Origin of the sequence: Paenibacillus salivarius (assembly GCF_051307165.1) — a bacterium.
In the GTDB taxonomy this organism is placed as follows: Bacteria; Bacillota; Bacilli; order Paenibacillales; family Paenibacillaceae; genus Fontibacillus.
On sequence record NZ_CP195592.1, the window covers coordinates 538,981 to 557,289 of the forward strand.

General features: G+C 51.8%; 14 protein-coding genes and 1 riboswitch. Of the genes, 10 read left to right on the plus strand and 4 right to left on the minus strand.

Annotation, left to right across the window (positions count from 1 at the left end; genetic code table 11):
- The first annotated feature begins 13 nt into the window (after positions 1-13).
- From ACSFXJ_RS02450 to ACSFXJ_RS02470, 5 genes are all read left to right on the plus strand, one after another.
- Complete coding sequence (locus ACSFXJ_RS02450) at positions 14-328, plus strand: thioredoxin family protein (RefSeq protein ID WP_435923645.1); 315 nt, start codon at positions 14-16, stop codon at positions 326-328.
- 107 nt (positions 329-435) lie between these two features.
- Positions 436-1,551, plus strand: a complete 1,116-nt coding sequence (locus tag ACSFXJ_RS02455) for a hypothetical protein (RefSeq protein ID WP_435923646.1) — start codon at positions 436-438, stop codon at positions 1,549-1,551.
- 429 nt (positions 1,552-1,980) lie between these two features.
- Positions 1,981-2,961 (plus strand): AAA family ATPase, encoded by a 981-nt coding sequence (locus ACSFXJ_RS02460; RefSeq protein WP_435923647.1) that lies wholly within the window; start codon positions 1,981-1,983, stop codon positions 2,959-2,961.
- Positions 2,962-2,964: 3 nt separating this feature from the next.
- The gene (locus ACSFXJ_RS02465) at positions 2,965-4,056 is read left to right on the plus strand and encodes a DUF58 domain-containing protein (RefSeq protein WP_435923648.1); all 1,092 of its coding nucleotides are present in this window, start codon (positions 2,965-2,967) and stop codon (positions 4,054-4,056) included.
- On the plus strand, positions 4,053-5,399 hold the full coding sequence (locus tag ACSFXJ_RS02470) for a DUF4129 domain-containing protein (protein WP_435923649.1): 1,347 nt from the start codon (positions 4,053-4,055) through the stop codon (positions 5,397-5,399). The genes ACSFXJ_RS02465 and ACSFXJ_RS02470 overlap by 4 nt, the downstream gene beginning before the upstream one ends.
- Positions 5,400-5,452: 53 nt before the next feature.
- Here the strand turns inward: ACSFXJ_RS02470 and ACSFXJ_RS02475 are convergent, their stop codons facing one another.
- Positions 5,453-6,766, minus strand: a complete 1,314-nt coding sequence (locus ACSFXJ_RS02475) for a hemolysin family protein (RefSeq protein WP_435923650.1) — start codon at positions 6,764-6,766, stop codon at positions 5,453-5,455.
- 246 nt (positions 6,767-7,012) lie between these two features.
- A riboswitch (purine riboswitch) is annotated at positions 7,013-7,112 on the plus strand.
- A gap of 98 nt (positions 7,113-7,210) precedes the next feature.
- Between ACSFXJ_RS02475 and ACSFXJ_RS02480 the strand changes: the two genes are divergently transcribed.
- A complete protein-coding gene (locus tag ACSFXJ_RS02480; protein ID WP_435925660.1) occupies positions 7,211-8,641 on the plus strand; it encodes an NAD(P)/FAD-dependent oxidoreductase in 1,431 nt (476 codons plus the stop codon).
- A 420-nt stretch (positions 8,642-9,061) separates the two neighbouring features.
- On the opposite strand, the gene ACSFXJ_RS02485 is transcribed toward ACSFXJ_RS02480, so the two are convergent.
- The 3 genes from ACSFXJ_RS02485 to ACSFXJ_RS02495 all read right to left on the minus strand — a co-directional run bounded on the left by ACSFXJ_RS02485 (position 9,062) and on the right by ACSFXJ_RS02495 (position 12,268).
- Positions 9,062-10,422, minus strand: a protein-coding gene (locus ACSFXJ_RS02485) for an IS1182 family transposase (RefSeq protein ID WP_435921350.1) whose coding sequence is annotated in 2 segments (ribosomal slippage) — positions 9,062-9,852 and positions 9,852-10,422 — 1,362 coding nt in all. Because the reading frame shifts where the segments join, the coding sequence is not laid out codon by codon here.
- Positions 10,423-10,556: 134 nt separating this feature from the next.
- Positions 10,557-11,201, minus strand: a complete 645-nt coding sequence (locus tag ACSFXJ_RS02490) for a DUF2306 domain-containing protein (RefSeq protein ID WP_435923651.1) — start codon at positions 11,199-11,201, stop codon at positions 10,557-10,559.
- Entirely contained in the window at positions 11,198-12,268 is a 1,071-nt protein-coding gene (locus ACSFXJ_RS02495) for a DJ-1/PfpI family protein (RefSeq protein ID WP_435923652.1), read from the minus strand. The genes ACSFXJ_RS02490 and ACSFXJ_RS02495 overlap by 4 nt, the downstream gene beginning before the upstream one ends.
- A 197-nt stretch (positions 12,269-12,465) precedes the next feature.
- Here ACSFXJ_RS02495 and ACSFXJ_RS02500 point away from each other — a divergent pair, with 197 nt between their 5' ends.
- From ACSFXJ_RS02500 to ACSFXJ_RS02515, 4 genes are all read left to right on the plus strand, one after another.
- Positions 12,466-13,152, plus strand: a complete 687-nt coding sequence (locus tag ACSFXJ_RS02500) for a response regulator transcription factor (RefSeq protein ID WP_435923654.1) — start codon at positions 12,466-12,468, stop codon at positions 13,150-13,152.
- Between the two features lies 1 nt (position 13,153).
- Positions 13,154-14,488: a sensor histidine kinase gene (locus tag ACSFXJ_RS02505; protein ID WP_435923655.1), complete on the plus strand. Its 1,335-nt coding sequence runs from the start codon at positions 13,154-13,156 to the stop codon at positions 14,486-14,488.
- A 164-nt stretch (positions 14,489-14,652) separates the two neighbouring features.
- A protein-coding gene (locus tag ACSFXJ_RS02510) for an IS1182 family transposase (protein ID WP_435921350.1) occupies positions 14,653-16,013 on the plus strand; the annotation gives its coding sequence in 2 pieces (ribosomal slippage) (positions 14,653-15,223 and positions 15,223-16,013; 1,362 coding nt in all).
- A gap of 247 nt (positions 16,014-16,260) precedes the next feature.
- Positions 16,261-18,297, plus strand: a complete 2,037-nt coding sequence (locus ACSFXJ_RS02515) for an amylo-alpha-1,6-glucosidase (protein ID WP_435923656.1) — start codon at positions 16,261-16,263, stop codon at positions 18,295-18,297.
- The last annotated feature ends 12 nt before the right edge of the window (positions 18,298-18,309 follow it).

Here is an 18,309-nt window from a genome sequence, read left to right on the forward strand (position 1 = left end):
AAAGGGGTGGCCTATGCTTACCGAAACGACGGAAAAGGAGCTGCTGACCAGGCTGGAAGGCAGGGTGGTAGGAAGAGAAGCGCTGTTCTTCAGCACGCCTTTATGCGGCTCTTGCCGGCTGGGGGAACGCATGCTGGAGATTGCAATCGAGGCCGGCGGCGCCATTCCCGTATCGAAGCTCAATATCAACTTTACGCCGGTCCTGAGGGAGCGGTGGCAAATATCCAGCGTCCCTTGCCTCGTGATTCTCGAAAACGGGATCCCCGTCCGCAAAGAGTATGCGCTCGGATCCGTGGTCGATTTGCATGATTGGCTGAATGCGGTGTGAGATGCCCGTAAGTTTTCCGAATGGCGTTTAGGCTAACACACAGTTCGCGAATCTCGCATAAGGTGTAAGGTATGCACAATATCGGATCCGGAAGGGAGCTGCGAAAAATGGCAGAACGGGAGCTTCACTATTTTGTTCGGGGGAATACGGCGGCGGGGCTGCATAATTTGGCGGAATCGGCGTTTCAAGGCATTCAAACGCTTTATGTGTTGGAAGGATTTCCGGGAGGAACCGCGGAGGTGCTCGGCAAGCTGGCGTCCGATCTCGGAAGAGACGGATGGGAACTGGAGCTGATTCACCAGCCGCTCGACAGCGATTTGTTGGAAGGGATCATCATCCGGGATTTGTCGGTCGGTTATGTGGATGCGGCCGCTTGGGGGAACGGCGTGAAGCCGGAAGGGACGGAGGTGCGTTCCGTCGATCTCCGGACTGCGCTTGACCAGGAGCAAGTCGCATCGGCGGAAGAGCGAATCCAAGGCTTCGGGCAGGAACTTGCGGAGGTTTATGAGGAGGCTTACGCCAAATTTCTGGAAACGCTGCGAATCCACGACGAGTGGGAAAAGTTTTATATCGATAATTTGGACCGGGAAAGAATGGACCGGCTTGCTTCGGAATGGGGCGATTCGTTCCTGAAGACGGAAGCCGGGGGCAAGCGGGCCGAAGTGACGCATCGTTTTCTCGGCGCGGCCACTTGGCGGGGTGCGGTCGATTTCGTGCCCAATCTGACGGACCGCTTGGAGACCCGCGTGTACGTGAAGGGACGGCCCGGCTCCGGTAAATCGACCTTGTTCCGCAAGCTGGCCGCCATTGCCGAAGAGCGGGGAATCGATACGGAAATTTATCACTGCGGCTTTGATCCGAACAGCTTGGATATGCTGATTTTTCCGGATTTAAGTTTGGCGATCTTCGACAGCACCGCGCCGCACGAGCATTTTCCGGTTCGGGAAGGCGACAGCATTCTCGACGTGTATGAGCTGGCGATTACGCCGGGCACCGACGAGAAATACGCCGATTCGATCCGCCGCGTCAAGGAACGGTATTCGGCATCCATGAAGGAGTCCATCGCGTTTTTGGCCCGTGCCAAGGAGATCTATAACCGGCTTGAGGGGATATATCATGAGGCCGCGGATAGGGATAACTTGCATGAGACGGCGGACCGTTTGCTCAATGAGCTTAAAACCGCCGGCAGTGTGGAGAAACGGGTACAAGCGGGGCGGGAGTAAAAATAGCCGCGTGTGGCTCGCCGGCGTGAAATAAGGATATAAATGGCCCTATTTGGACAATTTCAGTATTTTGTCGGAAAATAAAGGTATTTTATGGTCCTATTTCACGCCAAATCCGGGAAAACTCAAGAAAAATGACGTTTGAAGGCAAAATAGCGCCTTTTTTTGTCGCTATTTATTATGAGATACGTGATTTTCACGGAATAAGGACATTTTTTCCGTTATATACGCTTGGCAGCCTGCCTTGAGCTTTATGCCCGCATGATCTGCAACAGTTTAACCGACAGTCACCGCACACTATCTGTGCATCCTCAGGCTTGTTCCCCTATCCCGCTTTGACGGGCAAGGGGAGTAAGCCTTTTTTTTGCGTACGAGCCAAAATCGGGGAACTTTGTTATGATAAAGACATAAGAAGGAGGCTCGCACGTAATGAACATGCTGGATGCAATGGATATCGCCGGGCGGATTCGCCGAAATATCGAAAATGTCGTCGTAGGAAAAACGGAGGTCATCGATCTTCTTCTGGCCTCGCTGTTCGGAGGCGGACATGTCCTGATGGAGGATGTGCCCGGTACCGGAAAAACGCTGCTTGCGAAAGCGCTTGCACGATCGCTTGACGGGGAGTTCAAACGGATTCAGTTTACCCCGGACTTACTGCCGTCCGATTTGAGCGGCATCAATTTCTACAACCAAAAGTCGGGCGAATTCGAATTCCGCCCCGGCCCGCTTTTTACCCATGTACTGTTGGGGGATGAGATCAACCGGGCTACGCCCCGTACCCAGTCAAGCCTGTTGGAATGCATGGAGGAACGCCAGGTTACGATCGACGGGGTGACTCATAGACTGGCTGCGCCGTTCTTCGTGATGGCCACGCAGAACCCGGTGGACAACCAGGGGACGTTTCCGCTTCCGGAAGCGCAGTTGGACCGGTTCCTCATGAAAATTTCGATGGGTTATCCCACATTCGAAGAAAGCGTGGATATATTGCAGCGGTTCCGAACCGCAAACCCTTTGGATGCGCTGACCCCGGTAGCCACCGGCGAAGAAGTGGCGGCCGCGCAGCGATTGGCGGCGGAGGTCCATGTGTCCGTTGACCTGCTCGGGTATATCGTCCGCATTACCGAAGAGACCCGCAAGCATCCGGAAGTCAGGCTCGGCGCGAGCCCGCGGGCAAGCAGCGCCCTGATGCGCGCATCGCAAGGCTACGCGCTCGTACAAGGACGCGATTACATAACCCCGGACGATATAAAACATGTGGCCGAACCCGTGCTGTCCCATCGTTTACTGCTTCACCGCGGCCTCAAAATCGGGGAAGGGCAGGAAACCGGCGTGATCCGGCAAGTGTTGTCGGCGGTTGCGGTGCCTGCGGAGGAGATGCGGGACGCAGACAGAGTGAAGCAGGTGAACTGACGTATGCTCCCCTGGATATTGGTCAGCGCATTTATTATCGCTATTCTGGTGGCTTGGGTCTACGACCGCTGGGCTTTGAGCGGAGTGCAATACGACCGCTATTTCACGAAGCGGGCCGTATTCGAAAACGATCCGCTGGAAATGGTCGAGGTCATTTCGAACGCCAAACTTCTTCCGCTTCCATGGCTGCGGCTGGAGTCGAGCATGGCCGCGGGGATCCAATTCGGCCGGCAGCAAAACTTAGATGTATATTCGGGCGACATTTACCAGAATCATATCAGTTTGTTTTATCTCAGGCCATTTCGCCGGATTACCCGCCGCCATCAGGTTTCCTGTCCGCGCCGGGGGCTGTATAAACTGGAATCGGCCACATTGACGGCGGGCGATCCGCTCGGGCTTACCACCAAGGTCCAAAAGTTTGACTTGAACTTGGAACTGCTCATCTATCCTCGCCCCATGGCACTGGACGAATTGCCGCTCCCGAACCATAGTTGGCTCGGCGAGCTTGCCGTCCGGCGGTGGGTGGTAGAGGATCCGTTTCTGACGTCCGGGGTTCGGCAATATCGCCCCGGAGACCCGATGAAAAACGTCAACTGGAAGGCTACCGCCCGCACCGGGACGCTGCAGGTGCAGCAGCGTGACTATACCGCCGACCATCGGCTGGTCATCTGTCTCAACATGGAATCGAGCGAATCGATGTGGAGAGCGGTTCTGGAGCCGGATCGGATCGAACGGGGGATCCGGTTTGCGGCCTCGGTCGCCGGATATGCGCTGCAGAACGGAATCGAGACCGGCCTGATGTGCAACGGCAGCCTTGCGGACGGTCCGAAGGAGCCGATCGTCATTCCGCCCTCGGCGGAGACGGGACAACTGGAAAGGCTGCTGGAGGCGATGGCGCGCATGGTGCTGGACAGATCCGTCTCCATGCCGACGCTGCTTGAAGAGGCTGTGGAAGCAGGTACGACGGATACCGACTTTCTCATTATTTCCTGCCATCAAGGGGAAAAACTGCGTATTCAGGCTGAGCTTTTACGGCAAAACGGCAACGGGATCGAGTGGATGGACATTCCTGCGGCGGGGGAGGCTGCGTCATGAAATCGACCTTATCCCATACATGGATTCGGACGTGGTCCCTCTGGGGACTATGCCTTGTCGAGGCCGTCTTCTTTTTGCCCGTGCTTTTGCTTGGGTTTACGTATCTCGTTCCCGGCCTGATTTCCCCGGCCTGGCTTTTCGTTCTTCCGTTTATAACTTTCGTGGGAATTTTGCTGCGAGGGCGGATTTCCGTATTGTGGAAGCAAGCGGGAGTATCGCTACTGCTTGGCGGAGCCGCCGCCGTAGCGGCTTCGGCGCTGGGAGGAAACCCGGCGATAGGTATGGCCTTGGGGGCCGTGTTTGCCTACCATGGCCTCACTTCGGGAAGACGGGATCAACGTATTAGGCTGTACTGGTTGGGGCTGGGGCTTTATTTGTTGGCCGGAATGGTGTATTCCCGGATACCGGCCCTTTCCGGGTGGTTGACGCTGCTCACCTGGGCGGGAGTGTTCTGCCTGGCTTGGACATTGTTCGTCGCCAACCGGAACTATTTGAAATACAGTACGATGGCCTATAATTCGGCCGGCCAAAAACTCCCCCGCGGCTTGCGGGGCCACAATTCGATCTGGATTTTGGCCATCGTGGTGCTTGCGGTGCTCATGGCGGCCGGCACGGGACGCTGGATCGGCAGTATTTTGCTGAATACGGCGAGGCAGCTGTTCAGTTGGCTGTTCAAGCCCGGGGAAGAACCGGCTCCTGAGCTGCCGCCGGAAGAGGAATCGGAAGCTGCGTCCCCGGTGATGCCGTTATTCGAACAACCTGAGCCGAACCGGTGGACCGAGTTTCTGAACGGGGCGTTTTATGTGCTGGGCACGGTGGCGATCATAGCATTGGCCATTCTCGTCATCGTTTTGATTTACAAAAACGCAGGAGGCATGCTGCGGCAATTCATGAACCGGCTTCTGGGCTTACTGAAAAGAACGGGCCGCGAGGAACCCCCAACGGATTTTGTGGACGAAGAGACGAAGCTGGGCTTCCGGGTCTCCGGTGATAAAAAATGGAGCGAGTTGCTGAATCCGCTACTATCCCGATTCGGCAGGCGCGAGCGGTGGGAGGATATGCGGGATAACCGGGAGCGGATCCGTTTCTTATATCGCAGGTTGCTTCATACGGAACAAGCGGACGGTTATGCGGTGAAGCCGTATCTTACCCCCATGGAGACCGAGAAGGAGATTCGAAGCCTCCCAGGGGATACGGCAGGCAAGCGGAATCGAATCAACGCCCGCTCGAAACGCCGTCCCGCTGCCGACAAGCTGATCCAAGCTTATTACCGGATCCGGTACGGAGAGCGGGAGCCTGAGCCGGCCGAGGTCGAACAGCTCCGCAAGGATTTGGACGCATAGCAAAAAAAGAGACCTCAAGTCCCTTGGATAATCCCGGGCTTGAGGTCTTTATTTTACAATTCGGCCTGCATCGACATCTTTTTGATCTCCAGCTTTTTGAAACGATGCGGCTCTTTGTCCAGCAGTTTGAAGCTGAGATCATTGTGCTCCAGCGTTTCCCCGACGTTCATTTCGGGGTGATGGCCGTACAGCCATCCGCCGATGGTATCCACATCCTCGGTATCGAGGTCGGCCAGCAGGATATCATTAATCTGATTAATGCTTACTTTACCGTCAACCACCAGGTGGGTTTCGCTAAGCTGTACGAGCGGCTGTTCTTCTTCTTTGTCGAATTCGTCGCGGATCTCGCCGACGATTTCTTCCAGAATATCCTCGATCGTTACGAGTCCGGCTGTACCGCCGTATTCGTCGATCAGGATCGCGATATGCGTTCCTTCCCGCTGCATCCGCTGAAGCAGTTCATTTACCGGGGTCACCTCGGAAACGGCCATCACCGGCTGCAAAATCGAAGCGACCTCCAGGTTCGGATTATCTTCATAAGCTAGGAAAAACTGCTTCGTGTTGATAATACCGATGACATTATCCTTGCTCTGTCCTACGACCGGAAATCTCGTGTATTGCTGTTCCTTGATGATTTCCAGGTTTTCTTCACGCGTTTTATCCGTATACAAGCACACCATGTCAGTGCGGGGAACCATGATTTCTCTGGCTAGCATATTGTCAAAAGCAAAGATCCGGTTCACGTAACCGTACTCGCTTTGATTGATTTTTCCGCTTTCATAGCTTTCGTTGATAATAATCTGAAGCTCCTCTTCGGAGTGAGCCTCTTCATGCTCGGACGCGGGTTTGACCCCGAGCATTCTAACGAGCTGATTCGCCGATCCGTTCAAGGCCCAAATAAACGGCTTCATGATTTTAGTAAACCAGATCAGCGGCGTTGCCGTAAGCATCGCAATACTCTCCGCCTTGCGGATCGCAAGGGTCTTCGGCGCCAATTCGCCGACGACAACGTGTAAATAGGTGATTACGCAAAACGCAATAATGAAAGATAAAGCTCCGCTAACTGCTTCAGGCATATGGAGGTTGTGGAACACCGGGTGCAGAATTTTCTCCACCGTAGGTTCGCCCAGCCAACCGAGTCCGAGAGCGGTGATCGTAATGCCCAATTGACAAGCCGACAAATATCCATCAAGATTCGAGGTCACCTGCTTGACGGCGAGCGCCTTTTTACGCCCTTCGGCAATTAACTGATCCACCCTGCTTGCCCGTACCCGGACGATTGCAAATTCCACCGCCACGAAAAACGCCGTCGCCGCGATCAGAATCGCAACCAATACCAAATTTACCAAAAGCCTGTCACTGTCCATGCTGAACATCTACTCCTTTTTTATTAAAAAATATAAGAACACAACTCTATTATATAGCATATGAGGGGGGAAAGCTAATTAGGCGGAAGGTCGGAAATACCTATTAATGTTCGTGTTTTGATCAATTACATTGATTATATTAATTAAATAATTCGTTTTCATCGCCTTATTCACGAATAATATTTAAGTATTGGGTTGACTTGTACGCTATTTAAGGCTATTATTACATACGTGATATGAACAAATTGCATAGCAGTCCATTAATTTCGTATAACCTCAAAAATACGGTTTGAGGGTCTCTACAAGGAACCGATAATTCCTGGCTACGAATGGGTAGTTACACATACCTATTCATAGTCGGGAATTTTTTATGCCTAAAAAGAGGCAGTTCAAAAAGTCATCTTTAGATCAAAGACTTTCATCAAAGACATTCAGGAGGAAATGATGAGCAAATATGATGTGATTGTTGTTGGAGCCGGACCCGCGGGAATCTTCGCCTGCTATGAACTGACCCGGAAAGCGCCGCACTGGAAGGTGCTGCTGGTGGACAAAGGACATGACATTTACCGCCGTCGTTGTCCGATCCTTGAGGAAAAGATCACGCTTTGCCCGCCCGCTGCGGGAAAGAAGGAATTCGCCGGTTGCCTGCCAGCCTGCTCGATTACGGCGGGATTTGGAGGAGCCGGGGCATACAGCGATGGTAAATTCAACGTTACGACCGAGTTCGGGGGCTGGCTGACCGATTATATCGCGCCGTCCAAAGTGCTGGACCTGATCCGTTATGTGGACGGTATCAACCTGGAGCACGGGGCGACTCCGCAAATTACCGATCCGATGACCGAAACGATCCGCGGAATCGAACAGCGCGGTTATGCCGCAGGGCTGAAGCTGCTTCGCGCTCAAGTTCGTCATCTGGGCACCGAGCAGAACCTGGAGATTTTGAAATCGATCTATGAATATTTGAAGACGCGGATCGACATGATGTATAAAGCCGAAGTGGAAGATCTGATCACCGTCAAAGAGGACGGACAGCATCGCGTTCAGGGCATTGTGCTGAAAAACGGGGAATCCTATGAAGCGGATCGGGTCATGGTCGCCCCGGGGCGTGACGGATCGGCCTGGCTGACCGACATCTTGAAGAAGCGCCGCCTGAAAATGACCAACAATCAGGTCGATGTGGGCGTTCGCGTGGAAACTTCGGATGTGGTGATGCGCGAGATCAATGAGCATCTGTATGAAGGCAAGTTTATTTTCAATACTTCTGTAGGTACCCGGGTTCGCACGTTCTGCAGCAATCCGTCGGGCCATGTCGTGGTCGAGAACCATAGCGGGGTCATGGCGGCCAACGGTCACTCCTACAAAGACCCGGCGCTCGGTTCGTCGAACACGAACTTTGCTTTGCTCGTGTCCCATAAATTCACGGATCCGTTCGACAAGCCGAACGAGTATGCAAGAGAAATTTGTCAGCGGGCAAACGATCTGTCGAACGGCGGCGTCATTATTCAAAAATACGGGGATATCCTGCGGGGACGCCGCTCCACGTCTTCACGCATCGCCGAAGGCTTCCTTGAGCCGACGCTGAAGGAGGCGGTTCCGGGGGATCTCGGGCTTGTCCTGCCGTACAATACGATGAAGAGCTTGATCGAAATGGTGGAGGCGCTCGATAAAGTGACGCCGGGGATTGCTTCCGAGCACACGCTGTTCTATGGCGTGGAAGCGAAGTTTTACTCGGCCCGTCCGAAGCTGTCGGAAACGCTGGAAACCGAAATCGCCGGCCTGTATTGCGGCGGCGACGGCGCAGGCATTACCCGCGGCCTTGCCCAGGCGGGAGCCGCCGGCGTCTGGATCGCCCGCTCCATGATGGAGAAGGCGTGAGTGTAGGTAGCTGCGCCTAGTTGTTTTTGAATTCATAGATAGCCAGAATGACCATCGAGACGATTTGCAGCAGGAAAAAACCTGCGATAAGAATGAGGACAACCGCTCCTGTCACATTCAGAACTTTTTTCAGCACGTTGGTATACTCCTATAGCCGTTTTTTGAACCGCTTCTTGCCGATCAGGAACAGGTGCACGTGTCGGTAAGAAGCAGCCCTGTATGAACTATCATACACAATTTAACTTTAGAACGCATTTCCAGCAATTATGTATGATTTTTCATCCAGAAAATCGACTTTTAGTTGCATTTAGGGTAAACACGCCGTCAGGCGTGTTCAGATTGTCGAGAAACCCACGTCTTTGAGACGGTGGGTTTCTCTTTTTTATTTGCAGTGTACTCTCAAGGTTTATAAAGAGGGGATCATCCCCACTTTTCCAGGCGATCCAGATGGATCGCCATCTTCTTCATGTTCTGCACAGCGGCCGTCATCAAAGCTTGTTCTTTGACGTTAGCCAATCCGCGTAAACGGCAATAGCGAAACCCATGGAGCTCTTTGGCATCCGCGAAGCTTCGCTCAATCGTTTCTTTTCGTTTGCGGTACAACTGTTTGCCGTCACGGCTCAGCCGGTTGTTTCGTACCCACTCTTTGCTGTCCTCCCATACGTGACGGGTCAACACCTTTCGGTGGTTACGGGAATGAGTGCATTGCGCAAGCATAGGACATTGTTTGCAATGCTCCGGGTCCGACGCATACTGTCGGTAACCCTTTCGGTCGGTCGTCCGGTATGTCAGACGGTGCTCTGCTGGACAGATATAAGTGTTGTTTTCGGCGTCGTAAATAAACTTCCACTTCGGAAATAGGCCTTGCTTGGGGTGAAATCTCCGGTGTGCAATCACTGCAAAAATTTTTCGTTCTTGTAAACCACGGCAAATCGGCGTCGTTAAATAACCCGAATCCAGCGCTACAGCTTCTACTCGAAAACCAAAACGTTCTCTCTGACGGTCTAAACGAGATAAATACGGAACCGAATCATGGACATTTCCCGGCGTGATGTGGACATCGGTAATGAGATTGTATTTGAGATCCACCGTCCGGTGGTCGAGATAAAAGAACCCTTCTGGCTTTCCGTCACGAACCATATAGCCGCTCTCTGGATCTGTGGTGCTCACTTTAATTTCCTTGGTTTCACTCACTTCCTCTCGCTCTTTTAGGGCTTTTTTCCATGCGCTTTACGGTCCTCCGTGACGGCTCCATTGAGTTCGTCAATATAGTCCTTGGTGTTTTGCAGAACTTCCTGCTTGGTATATTGGTGCTTGTTGGCGTTGGCTTTCACATGAGTCGAATCGGTGATAAGTACGCGTCCGCCCACCATTTTATGTGAAATGGCTTGGAGAACGATTTCATCAAAGATCTCTTGAAAAATATCCGTATCCTTAAAGCGAGTTCGCCGGTTCCAGCTAATCGTCGAATGGTCTGGGACTTTATCGGTCAGGCCCAGACCCAAAAACCAACGATAAGCCAAATTGGTTTGAACCTCTCGTTCCAACTGGCGTTCGGAGCGAATGCCATAAAAATAGCCGAGAAAAATCATCTTAAACAGGATGACTGGATCAATGGCCGGGCGTCCATTGTCCGCACAATACAGGGGCTGAACCTTTTTTTCAATAAAAGAGAAGTCGATATACTTGTCTACTTTACGCAGCAAGTGATCTTGTGGAACCAGTTCTTCGATCGAAACGAATTCATAGCTTTGTTGTTTTTCCCGATTAGATCTCAGCACCAAAAACACCATCCGTTCATGAGTAGTTACATATATTATACAACATTAACGCGGTGCCGTCTTAAATTAATTGAATCAAAAGAAGGCCGTCGAGACTTTCTCGACAGCCTGAACACGCCGTCAGGCGTGTTTTTTTATTCTCGAATCGGGGCTTGCTTGTTCTGAACATGGATAATGACGTTAGGAAGTAGCAACAACAGCACGATGGAGCCGTAAACGCCGATCGTGTAGCTGGTAGCGTAATTGAAGCCGAATCCCTGATGAAAGAGCAAGGTCGCAAGATGAATCAGCATATTCGTAAAACAAAAGGCGTAGCTTCGGATCATCCAATTGCGATGGCGGAGAATACGCTTCTTTTTGATTTGGACAAGCGCCGTTATCGTGATGAGCAGCCAGATGATATTAAGCGCATTGAATCCGATGCCGCTTATTCTTCCGCCGGTGGCGTAAGGAGCCATGTATCCGGAAGTCAGCACGACAAAAAAGACGGACAATATATAAATGTAGCCGTTGATGCGATGGAATTTACGGTTTTTTTCAAAGATTCGCCGCGAGAAATTGAGTAACCCCGCCGCCATGGCGATGCAGGCAAAGGCAACATGCACATACATCACGTTTAACCATAAGGGGATTGTTAGCTCACGGCGAAGTCCTGTTTTTCGGCTCAGAAATTCCTCGGCTCCGGGGTCAATCATGTAGTTTTTTACTAAGGCGTAGAGAATGAAAGCGACACTGACTATCGATAAAATAACGTATGGAAAAGGGCTCTTCTTTTTCATATAAATCCATTCTCCCCGGGCCGTGAAGCCCTGGTTCCCGTCAATTTGGAACCCGGCAGCACGCCTGCTTTGGCAAAGCCGGTCATGCGATCTCCCGAGACGGATACTTCGAATCTCAGATTCAGCCGCATCGGCTTCGTGATCCGCAACGACCAGGTTAACATTCCGTCCTGAATCGAAGGATTCATGAATTCAGCCTGCTCATCTCCTTGTATTGCTGTTCCGGAGATCAGGCCATCGCGTGCCGATATGGAAAGCCTGATCTGAAGTTTTCCGACAGGCGTAGCGATCGTCGTATCCCAGTCACCGTCAAAGTCCGACATCTGCGCAGGATGATTACGCTGGGTAACAGGTGCAGCTTCTGCCTTACTCGGTGTGCTTGCGGCGTCTGTATCTCCGGCGGCGGATTTTTTTGGACTCGGCGATGCCAATGCCATCCCCTTATCCCGCCAAACCGTTCCTCTCCGTTCATATTCAAACAACTGCTCGACGGCGTGCGCAATCCGCGGTCCAAGCTCGCGTTCCACCAAATACAGCGCGACATCGAGTCCTGAGGTCACGCCTCCCCCGGTAACCAGGTTGCCGTCGTCCACAACGCGCGCCGGGACGGGAACAGCGCCGGTCGACTCCAAAAAATCCATGCCCAGCCGGTTGGTCACCGTCGGCCTGCCTTCCAATAAGCCGCCCAAAGCGAGGATCAAGGATCCGCCGCATACGGTCGCGACCACGGTATCTTTTTGCTGGAGCGCCTGTCGAATCATTCCGGTTAATGGAGTATTCATGGCCCGGGCCAAAATAGCCGGGACCGAATCCGTGCCTTCTCCTTCGACGTCGCCGGATGCGCCAGGCACCAAAATAATTCCTCCCCGCTCCGGTTTCAGTTTGCCGCCGGCTTCGATTTTTAAACCGTTGATGCCGCTTGCGACAAGCCTCGGACCTTCGGCGGTCACCAATTCTACGGACAGAGCCCCTTCCGCATATAATCCGGCCGCGCAAAAAACTTCGTAAGGCGCAATGGCGTCCAAAAGGTCGAAGCCTTCGAATAATACGATTTGTACATGTAACATCTATAAAACCCCCTTTTTCCGCGTCGATATTTAGGTGTACAGGACGGTTAACAAAAGGATCATAGCAATGAATAATCTCGATTCCGGGTTAAAAAGAGTCACAAAACGATAAACAAATGATCACAAATCGGAACGTTTCGTTTTTCGCATCGAAAAAATGGTAAACTTATCTCGAAATTACAAGGGGGAAGTTCGTGATGGATGAATTAAAAACGATTTTGGTCGTGGATGATGATGAAAGTATCGTCGAACTTCTCAAGGATTTTTTGGAGAACGAAAACTTTCGGGTAGTAACCGCTTCCGATACCGCCGGCGCGCTCTCCGTTTTTAGGCAAAGCACGGTCCACTGCATGGTTGTCGACATCATGATGCCTGGACAGGACGGCTTTGAATTATGCAGGCAAATCCGTGGGGAGAGCAACGTTCCGATTCTGTTTTTGAGCGCGCGCAGCGATGATGTGGACAAGATCCGCGGATTGACGCTGGGCGGAGATGACTATATTGTCAAAACGGCCTCCATTGGCGAGATTGTTGCGAGAGTAAAGGCCGTATTGCGGCGTACGGATTCTCAGAGGGATACCTTCAGATCCGTTCTTGATTATGGACGCCTCAAGATCGACATTTCGACGCGGGAAGTTTTCGTGGAAGGCCGTCCGATTTCGCTCACGCCCAAGGAATTCGAGTTGCTGCGATTGTTTGCGGAGCATCCGAGGCATGTTTTTTCATACGAACATTTGCTTCATAAATTTTGGGAGGGCGTAGGGGACAGGCATACCATTCGCGTTCATCTTAGCCGCCTTCGGGAAAAAATCGAGGCCGATCCGAACCAACCCCAATATCTGATTAACGTATGGGGCGTCGGGTATCGATTTGAGGGAGAATAATATGAGAACGCTTCGTATTCGTACATTCATTATGGCGTGGTTGCTGTTCATGCTTTCCGTGCCGTGGATCTTCTTTGTGACCGCGCATTTCCTGGAGACGAAATCGCTGCGTTTAGGCGAGGACCGGCTGCAGGAACAAAGGCTCCAGGCTCGCTTGGATGAGATAGTTCGCATGATCGAGTTGGGCACGAACAACTGGGGTGATGCGGGATGGCAGAACAAGTTACTGGCCCAATTGCGGGATACCGGCATCGTTGCGGTCATTTCGGATGCGTCGGATCAAGAAATTTTCCGGTCCGGACCCGGGCGGGGGAGAGCGGAGGTACTGACGGAACGAATTTCCATGATGGAGGATGGCCAGGTACTCGGAAAAGTCGCTCTTTACTTGCCGGATTCAAAAAAACCGGTCTCGGTCACGGCGATTGCCGCCGGACTTTTGCTCTCTTTTATTGTTGCAAGCATTGCAATGCGCAGGTTTATTCACAAGCCTTTGGAGAAAATGAGCCTGGCAGCCAGGGAAATTGCTGCGGGAGATTGGAATGTTCGGCTGCCCTCGTCCAGAATTAAGGAAATTGCCGAAGTCCGGGACGGTTTTCAAGTGATGGTGGAGGGGCTTCAGCAGTCATTCCGGAAACAGGCGGAATTGGAGGAAGAACGCCGATTCGTCATCGCCGCCGTCGCCCATGACTTAAGAACCCCGTTATTCGCGTTGCGGGGATATCTGGAGGGGATCGAACAGGGGATTGCGCAGTCTCCTGATAAAATAGCCAAGTACTTGGCGGTATGCAAAGAAAAATCGGCGCAATTGGACCGGCTGGTTGAAGATCTTTTCACATTTACAAAAATAGAGTATTTGGAAGCGGAGCTTAGCAAAAGTCGGGTCGATTTTAAACTCGTGCTGGAAAAGGCGATCGATAGCCTGAGTCCGCAGGCCGGGCAAAAACGGATCATGATCGTTATGAATTCTTCCCCGGATGATATGACGGTTCTGGGCGATCCCCATCTATTGGAGCGTGCCATGAATAACCTGTTGGATAACGCCGTAAGACATACTCCTGCCGAGGAAAAAATTGTCGTAGTATGCGGTAAGGTTGACCATAGAGTCACCTTTTCCGTGAAGGATACCGGGCCGGGCTTTGCTCCCGAAGAACTGGATCGCATATTTGAACCGCTGTATCGCGGAGAAGCTTCCAGGAACCGCTCTACGGGAGGGACCGGATTAGGATTAACGATATCCCGGAGAATTATTAAAAGGCATGGCGGGGAGCTTTCGGCGGGCAACGATCCGGATCAAGGAGCGATTCTGTCGGGATGGATTCCATCGGCTAGCGAGTGAAAACAGACCCTCCGGGGAGTCCGGGTCATTTGAGAAGCGCCCGTCAGGGCGCTCAGGCTGTCGAGAAAGTCTCGACGGCCTTCTTTTGATTCAATTAATTTAAGACGGCACCGCGTTAATGTTGTATAATATATGTAACTACTCATGAACGGATGGTGTTTTTGGTGCTGAGATCTAATCGGGAAAAACAACAAAGCTATGAATTCGTTTCGATCGAAGAACTGGTTCCACAAGATCACTTGCTGCGTAAAGTAGACAAGTATATCGACTTCTCTTTTATTGAAAAAAAGGTTCAGCCCCTGTATTGTGCGGACAATGGACGCCCGGCCATTGATCCAGTCATCCTGTTTAAGATGATTTTTCTCGGCTATTTTTATGGCATTCGCTCCGAACGCCAGTTGGAACGAGAGGTTCAAACCAATTTGGCTTATCGTTGGTTTTTGGGTCTGGGCCTGACCGATAAAGTCCCAGACCATTCGACGATTAGCTGGAACCGGCGAACTCGCTTTAAGGATACGGATATTTTTCAAGAGATCTTTGATGAAATCGTTCTCCAAGCCATTTCACATAAAATGGTGGGCGGACGCGTACTTATCACCGATTCGACTCATGTGAAAGCCAACGCCAACAAGCACCAATATACCAAGCAGGAAGTTCTGCAAAACACCAAGGACTATATTGACGAACTCAATGGAGCCGTCACGGAGGACCGTAAAGCGCATGGAAAAAAGCCCTAAAAGAGCGAGAGGAAGTGAGTGAAACCAAGGAAATTAAAGTGAGCACCACAGATCCAGAGAGCGGCTATATGGTTCGTGACGGAAAGCCAGAAGGGTTCTTTTATCTCGACCACCGGACGGTGGATCTCAAATACAATCTCATTACCGATGTCCACATCACGCCGGGAAATGTCCATGATTCGGTTCCGTATTTATCTCGTTTAGACCGTCAGAGAGAACGTTTTGGTTTTCGAGTAGAAGCTGTAGCGCTGGATTCGGGTTATTTAACGACGCCGATTTGCCGTGGTTTACAAGAACGAAAAATTTTTGCAGTGATTGCACACCGGAGATTTCACCCCAAGCAAGGCCTATTTCCGAAGTGGAAGTTTATTTACGACGCCGAAAACAACACTTATATCTGTCCAGCAGAGCACCGTCTGACATACCGGACGACCGACCGAAAGGGTTACCGACAGTATGCGTCGGACCCGGAGCATTGCAAACAATGTCCTATGCTTGCGCAATGCACTCATTCCCGTAACCACCGAAAGGTGTTGACCCGTCACGTATGGGAGGACAGCAAAGAGTGGGTACGAAACAACCGGCTGAGCCGTGACGGCAAACAGTTGTACCGCAAACGAAAAGAAACGATTGAGCGAAGCTTCGCGGATGCCAAAGAGCTCCATGGGTTTCGCTATTGCCGTTTACGCGGATTGGCTAACGTCAAAGAACAAGCTTTGATGACGGCCGCTGTGCAGAACATGAAGAAGATGGCGATCCATCTGGATCGCCTGGAAAAGTGGGGATGATCCCCTCTTTATAAACCTTGAGAGTACACTGCAAATAAAAAAGAGAAACCCACCGTCTCAAAGACGTGGGTTTCTCGACAATCTGAGCGCCCGTCAGGGCGCTTTTTTTCGCGGGGGCCGGGTTTATTCCGCGTTGATTGTGCAAACGATTGACCCGCTGAAAAGAACGATGTTATAATGCAGCCATAACGCTTAGGTAAACGTTTAACTAAATTACTTTCATTAGACACCGAAGGGGGTACTTCTTATGGATAGAGCTTACGTTCTAGGGCGTAGCGCTTGGCGTACGCTTGATGAAGGCAATGAGCGGGAATGGCTGATCGGCAACGGGATCGGCGGGTACGCCGGCCATTCGGTTCCCGGTGGAGGTTTCCGGATGTCGCACGGGTATCTGGTCGCTTCGGCCAAGGCGCCGGTGAACCGGATGCTGGTGTTTACCCGGACCCAGGAGCTGGTCGAGATCGGCGGCACCAAGTACGATCTTACATCCCAGCAATACGTCAATTGGCAAAAAGACGGCCATCAATATTTGCGGAGATTCAAAATGGATACCGTACCCGAATACGACTACCAAGTGCAAGATGTGAGAATCCGCAAAATCATCGCCATGGAATACGGACATAATACGGTAACGGTATGTTATGAAGTTACCGGAGGGCGCGAGCATACGAAATTGACGCTCGTTCCGCTGTTTAACCATCGATCGCCGGGAGACGTGTCGGAAAAAGGCAGCTTGCGGTTCAACATGGAGCAAACCGGAAGAACGCTAACACTAATTCCAAGCAGCCATCCGGAAACGACGATTTCTTTTATGGCTTCGGAAGGCGAATTTTTGGACAGATCGACTTATCCGGTAACGATGGCGACACCTCCTTATTTGTTTGAAGAAGCGCACTATTACAAATTTGAAAACCGCAACGGTTTCATGGGCGTGGATTATCACTATACTCCCTATGAAATCAATGTCGAATTGGCACCTTATGAAAAGAAAACCTTCTACATAAAGTGCTCCACCGAGCCTTTGGACAGCAAAGACGGTTTTGCGATCGTCCGCGAATACAAAGAAAGAATGGACCGTCTCGTGGAGAAGGCCGGATATCAAAACCGCTTCGCGGATCGCCTCGTCGAAGCCGCCGACCATTTCGTCGTCCACCGGGAATCTACGGGTTTGAAAACGGTGCTGGCCGGCTATCCATGGTTCACCGATTGGGGACGGGATACGATGATCGCGATTCAAGGGCTAACGCTTGCGACCAAGCGGTTTGAGGATGCGAGAGAAATTTTGGAGTCTTTTTCCCGCTATGTCCGAAACGGCCTGATCCCGAACATGTTTCCCGATGACGACCAGGAGCCGTTGTACAACACGGTTGACGCTTCGCTCTGGTATTTCCACTCCGTATATGAGTACTTGCGTTACACCGGGAATGACGAAGATTACGAATTCATCGAAAAGCGGATTTATCCGAAGCTAAAAGAGATCATCGCCGCTTATAAGAACGGCACGGATTTTTCGATCCGGATGGAAGAGGACGGGCTTATTCATGCGGGAGGCGGTTTGGACCAGGTTACCTGGATGGACGTGCGCGTCGGCGAATGGGTCGTGACCCCGCGGCACGGCAAGCCGGTCGAAATCAACGCATTATGGTATAACGCTCTTTGCGTAATGGCGGTATTGGCGGAACGTTTTGGTGACCCGGAGCCATATGATGGATTAGCACGGCAAGTGCGCGAATCCTTTAACCGGCGCTTTTGGAACGCCGAAGCGGAGTGTTTGTACGACGTGGTCGATACGGAGGATGAAAACGGAAACCTCTGCAATGACGCGAAAATCCGGCCAAACCAAATCTGGGCGGTATCGCTTCCGTTTACGATGCTTCCGGAGGAGCAAGCGAAAGCCGTCGTCGGCACGGTTTATAAATATTTATATACGCCTTACGGGCTGCGTTCCCTGTCCTTCACGGATCCCGAATATAAGCCTCGATATATCGGCAAGCTGATCGACCGTGACGGAGCGTATCATATGGGAACCGCGTGGGCGTTTCCGCTGGGCGCTTTCATTACCGCGTACTGCAAGGTAAACGGTTACAGCGCAGATGCCGTGCAGACGGCCAAAGAGATGTGCGAGGTGTTCGAAGACCATCTTCAGGACGGCGGCATCGGCGGTATTGCCGAAATCTTTGACGGAGAATTTGCCTGTACGGGAAGAGGATGCTTTTCTCAAGCCTGGAGCGTCGGAGAAATCCTTCGGGCTTACACCGAGGACATTCTGCCTCATCTGAAATAGAACCTATATGAT

Coding starts and splice junctions, on each gene's coding strand:
- ACSFXJ_RS02515 (WP_435923656.1), top strand. CDS start 16,261: ATGGATAGAGCTTACGTTCTAGGGCGTAGCGCTTGGCGTACGCTTGAT.
- ACSFXJ_RS02455 (WP_435923646.1), top strand. CDS start 436: ATGGCAGAACGGGAGCTTCACTATTTTGTTCGGGGGAATACGGCGGCG.
- ACSFXJ_RS02470 (WP_435923649.1), top strand. CDS start 4,053: ATGAAATCGACCTTATCCCATACATGGATTCGGACGTGGTCCCTCTGG.
- ACSFXJ_RS02500 (WP_435923654.1), top strand. CDS start 12,466: ATGGATGAATTAAAAACGATTTTGGTCGTGGATGATGATGAAAGTATC.
- ACSFXJ_RS02465 (WP_435923648.1), top strand. CDS start 2,965: ATGCTCCCCTGGATATTGGTCAGCGCATTTATTATCGCTATTCTGGTG.
- ACSFXJ_RS02495 (WP_435923652.1), bottom strand. CDS start 12,268: ATGTTACATGTACAAATCGTATTATTCGAAGGCTTCGACCTTTTGGAC.
- ACSFXJ_RS02505 (WP_435923655.1), top strand. CDS start 13,154: ATGAGAACGCTTCGTATTCGTACATTCATTATGGCGTGGTTGCTGTTC.
- ACSFXJ_RS02490 (WP_435923651.1), bottom strand. CDS start 11,201: ATGAAAAAGAAGAGCCCTTTTCCATACGTTATTTTATCGATAGTCAGT.
- ACSFXJ_RS02480 (WP_435925660.1), top strand. CDS start 7,211: ATGAGCAAATATGATGTGATTGTTGTTGGAGCCGGACCCGCGGGAATC.
- ACSFXJ_RS02475 (WP_435923650.1), bottom strand. CDS start 6,766: ATGGACAGTGACAGGCTTTTGGTAAATTTGGTATTGGTTGCGATTCTG.
- ACSFXJ_RS02460 (WP_435923647.1), top strand. CDS start 1,981: ATGAACATGCTGGATGCAATGGATATCGCCGGGCGGATTCGCCGAAAT.
- ACSFXJ_RS02450 (WP_435923645.1), top strand. CDS start 14: ATGCTTACCGAAACGACGGAAAAGGAGCTGCTGACCAGGCTGGAAGGC.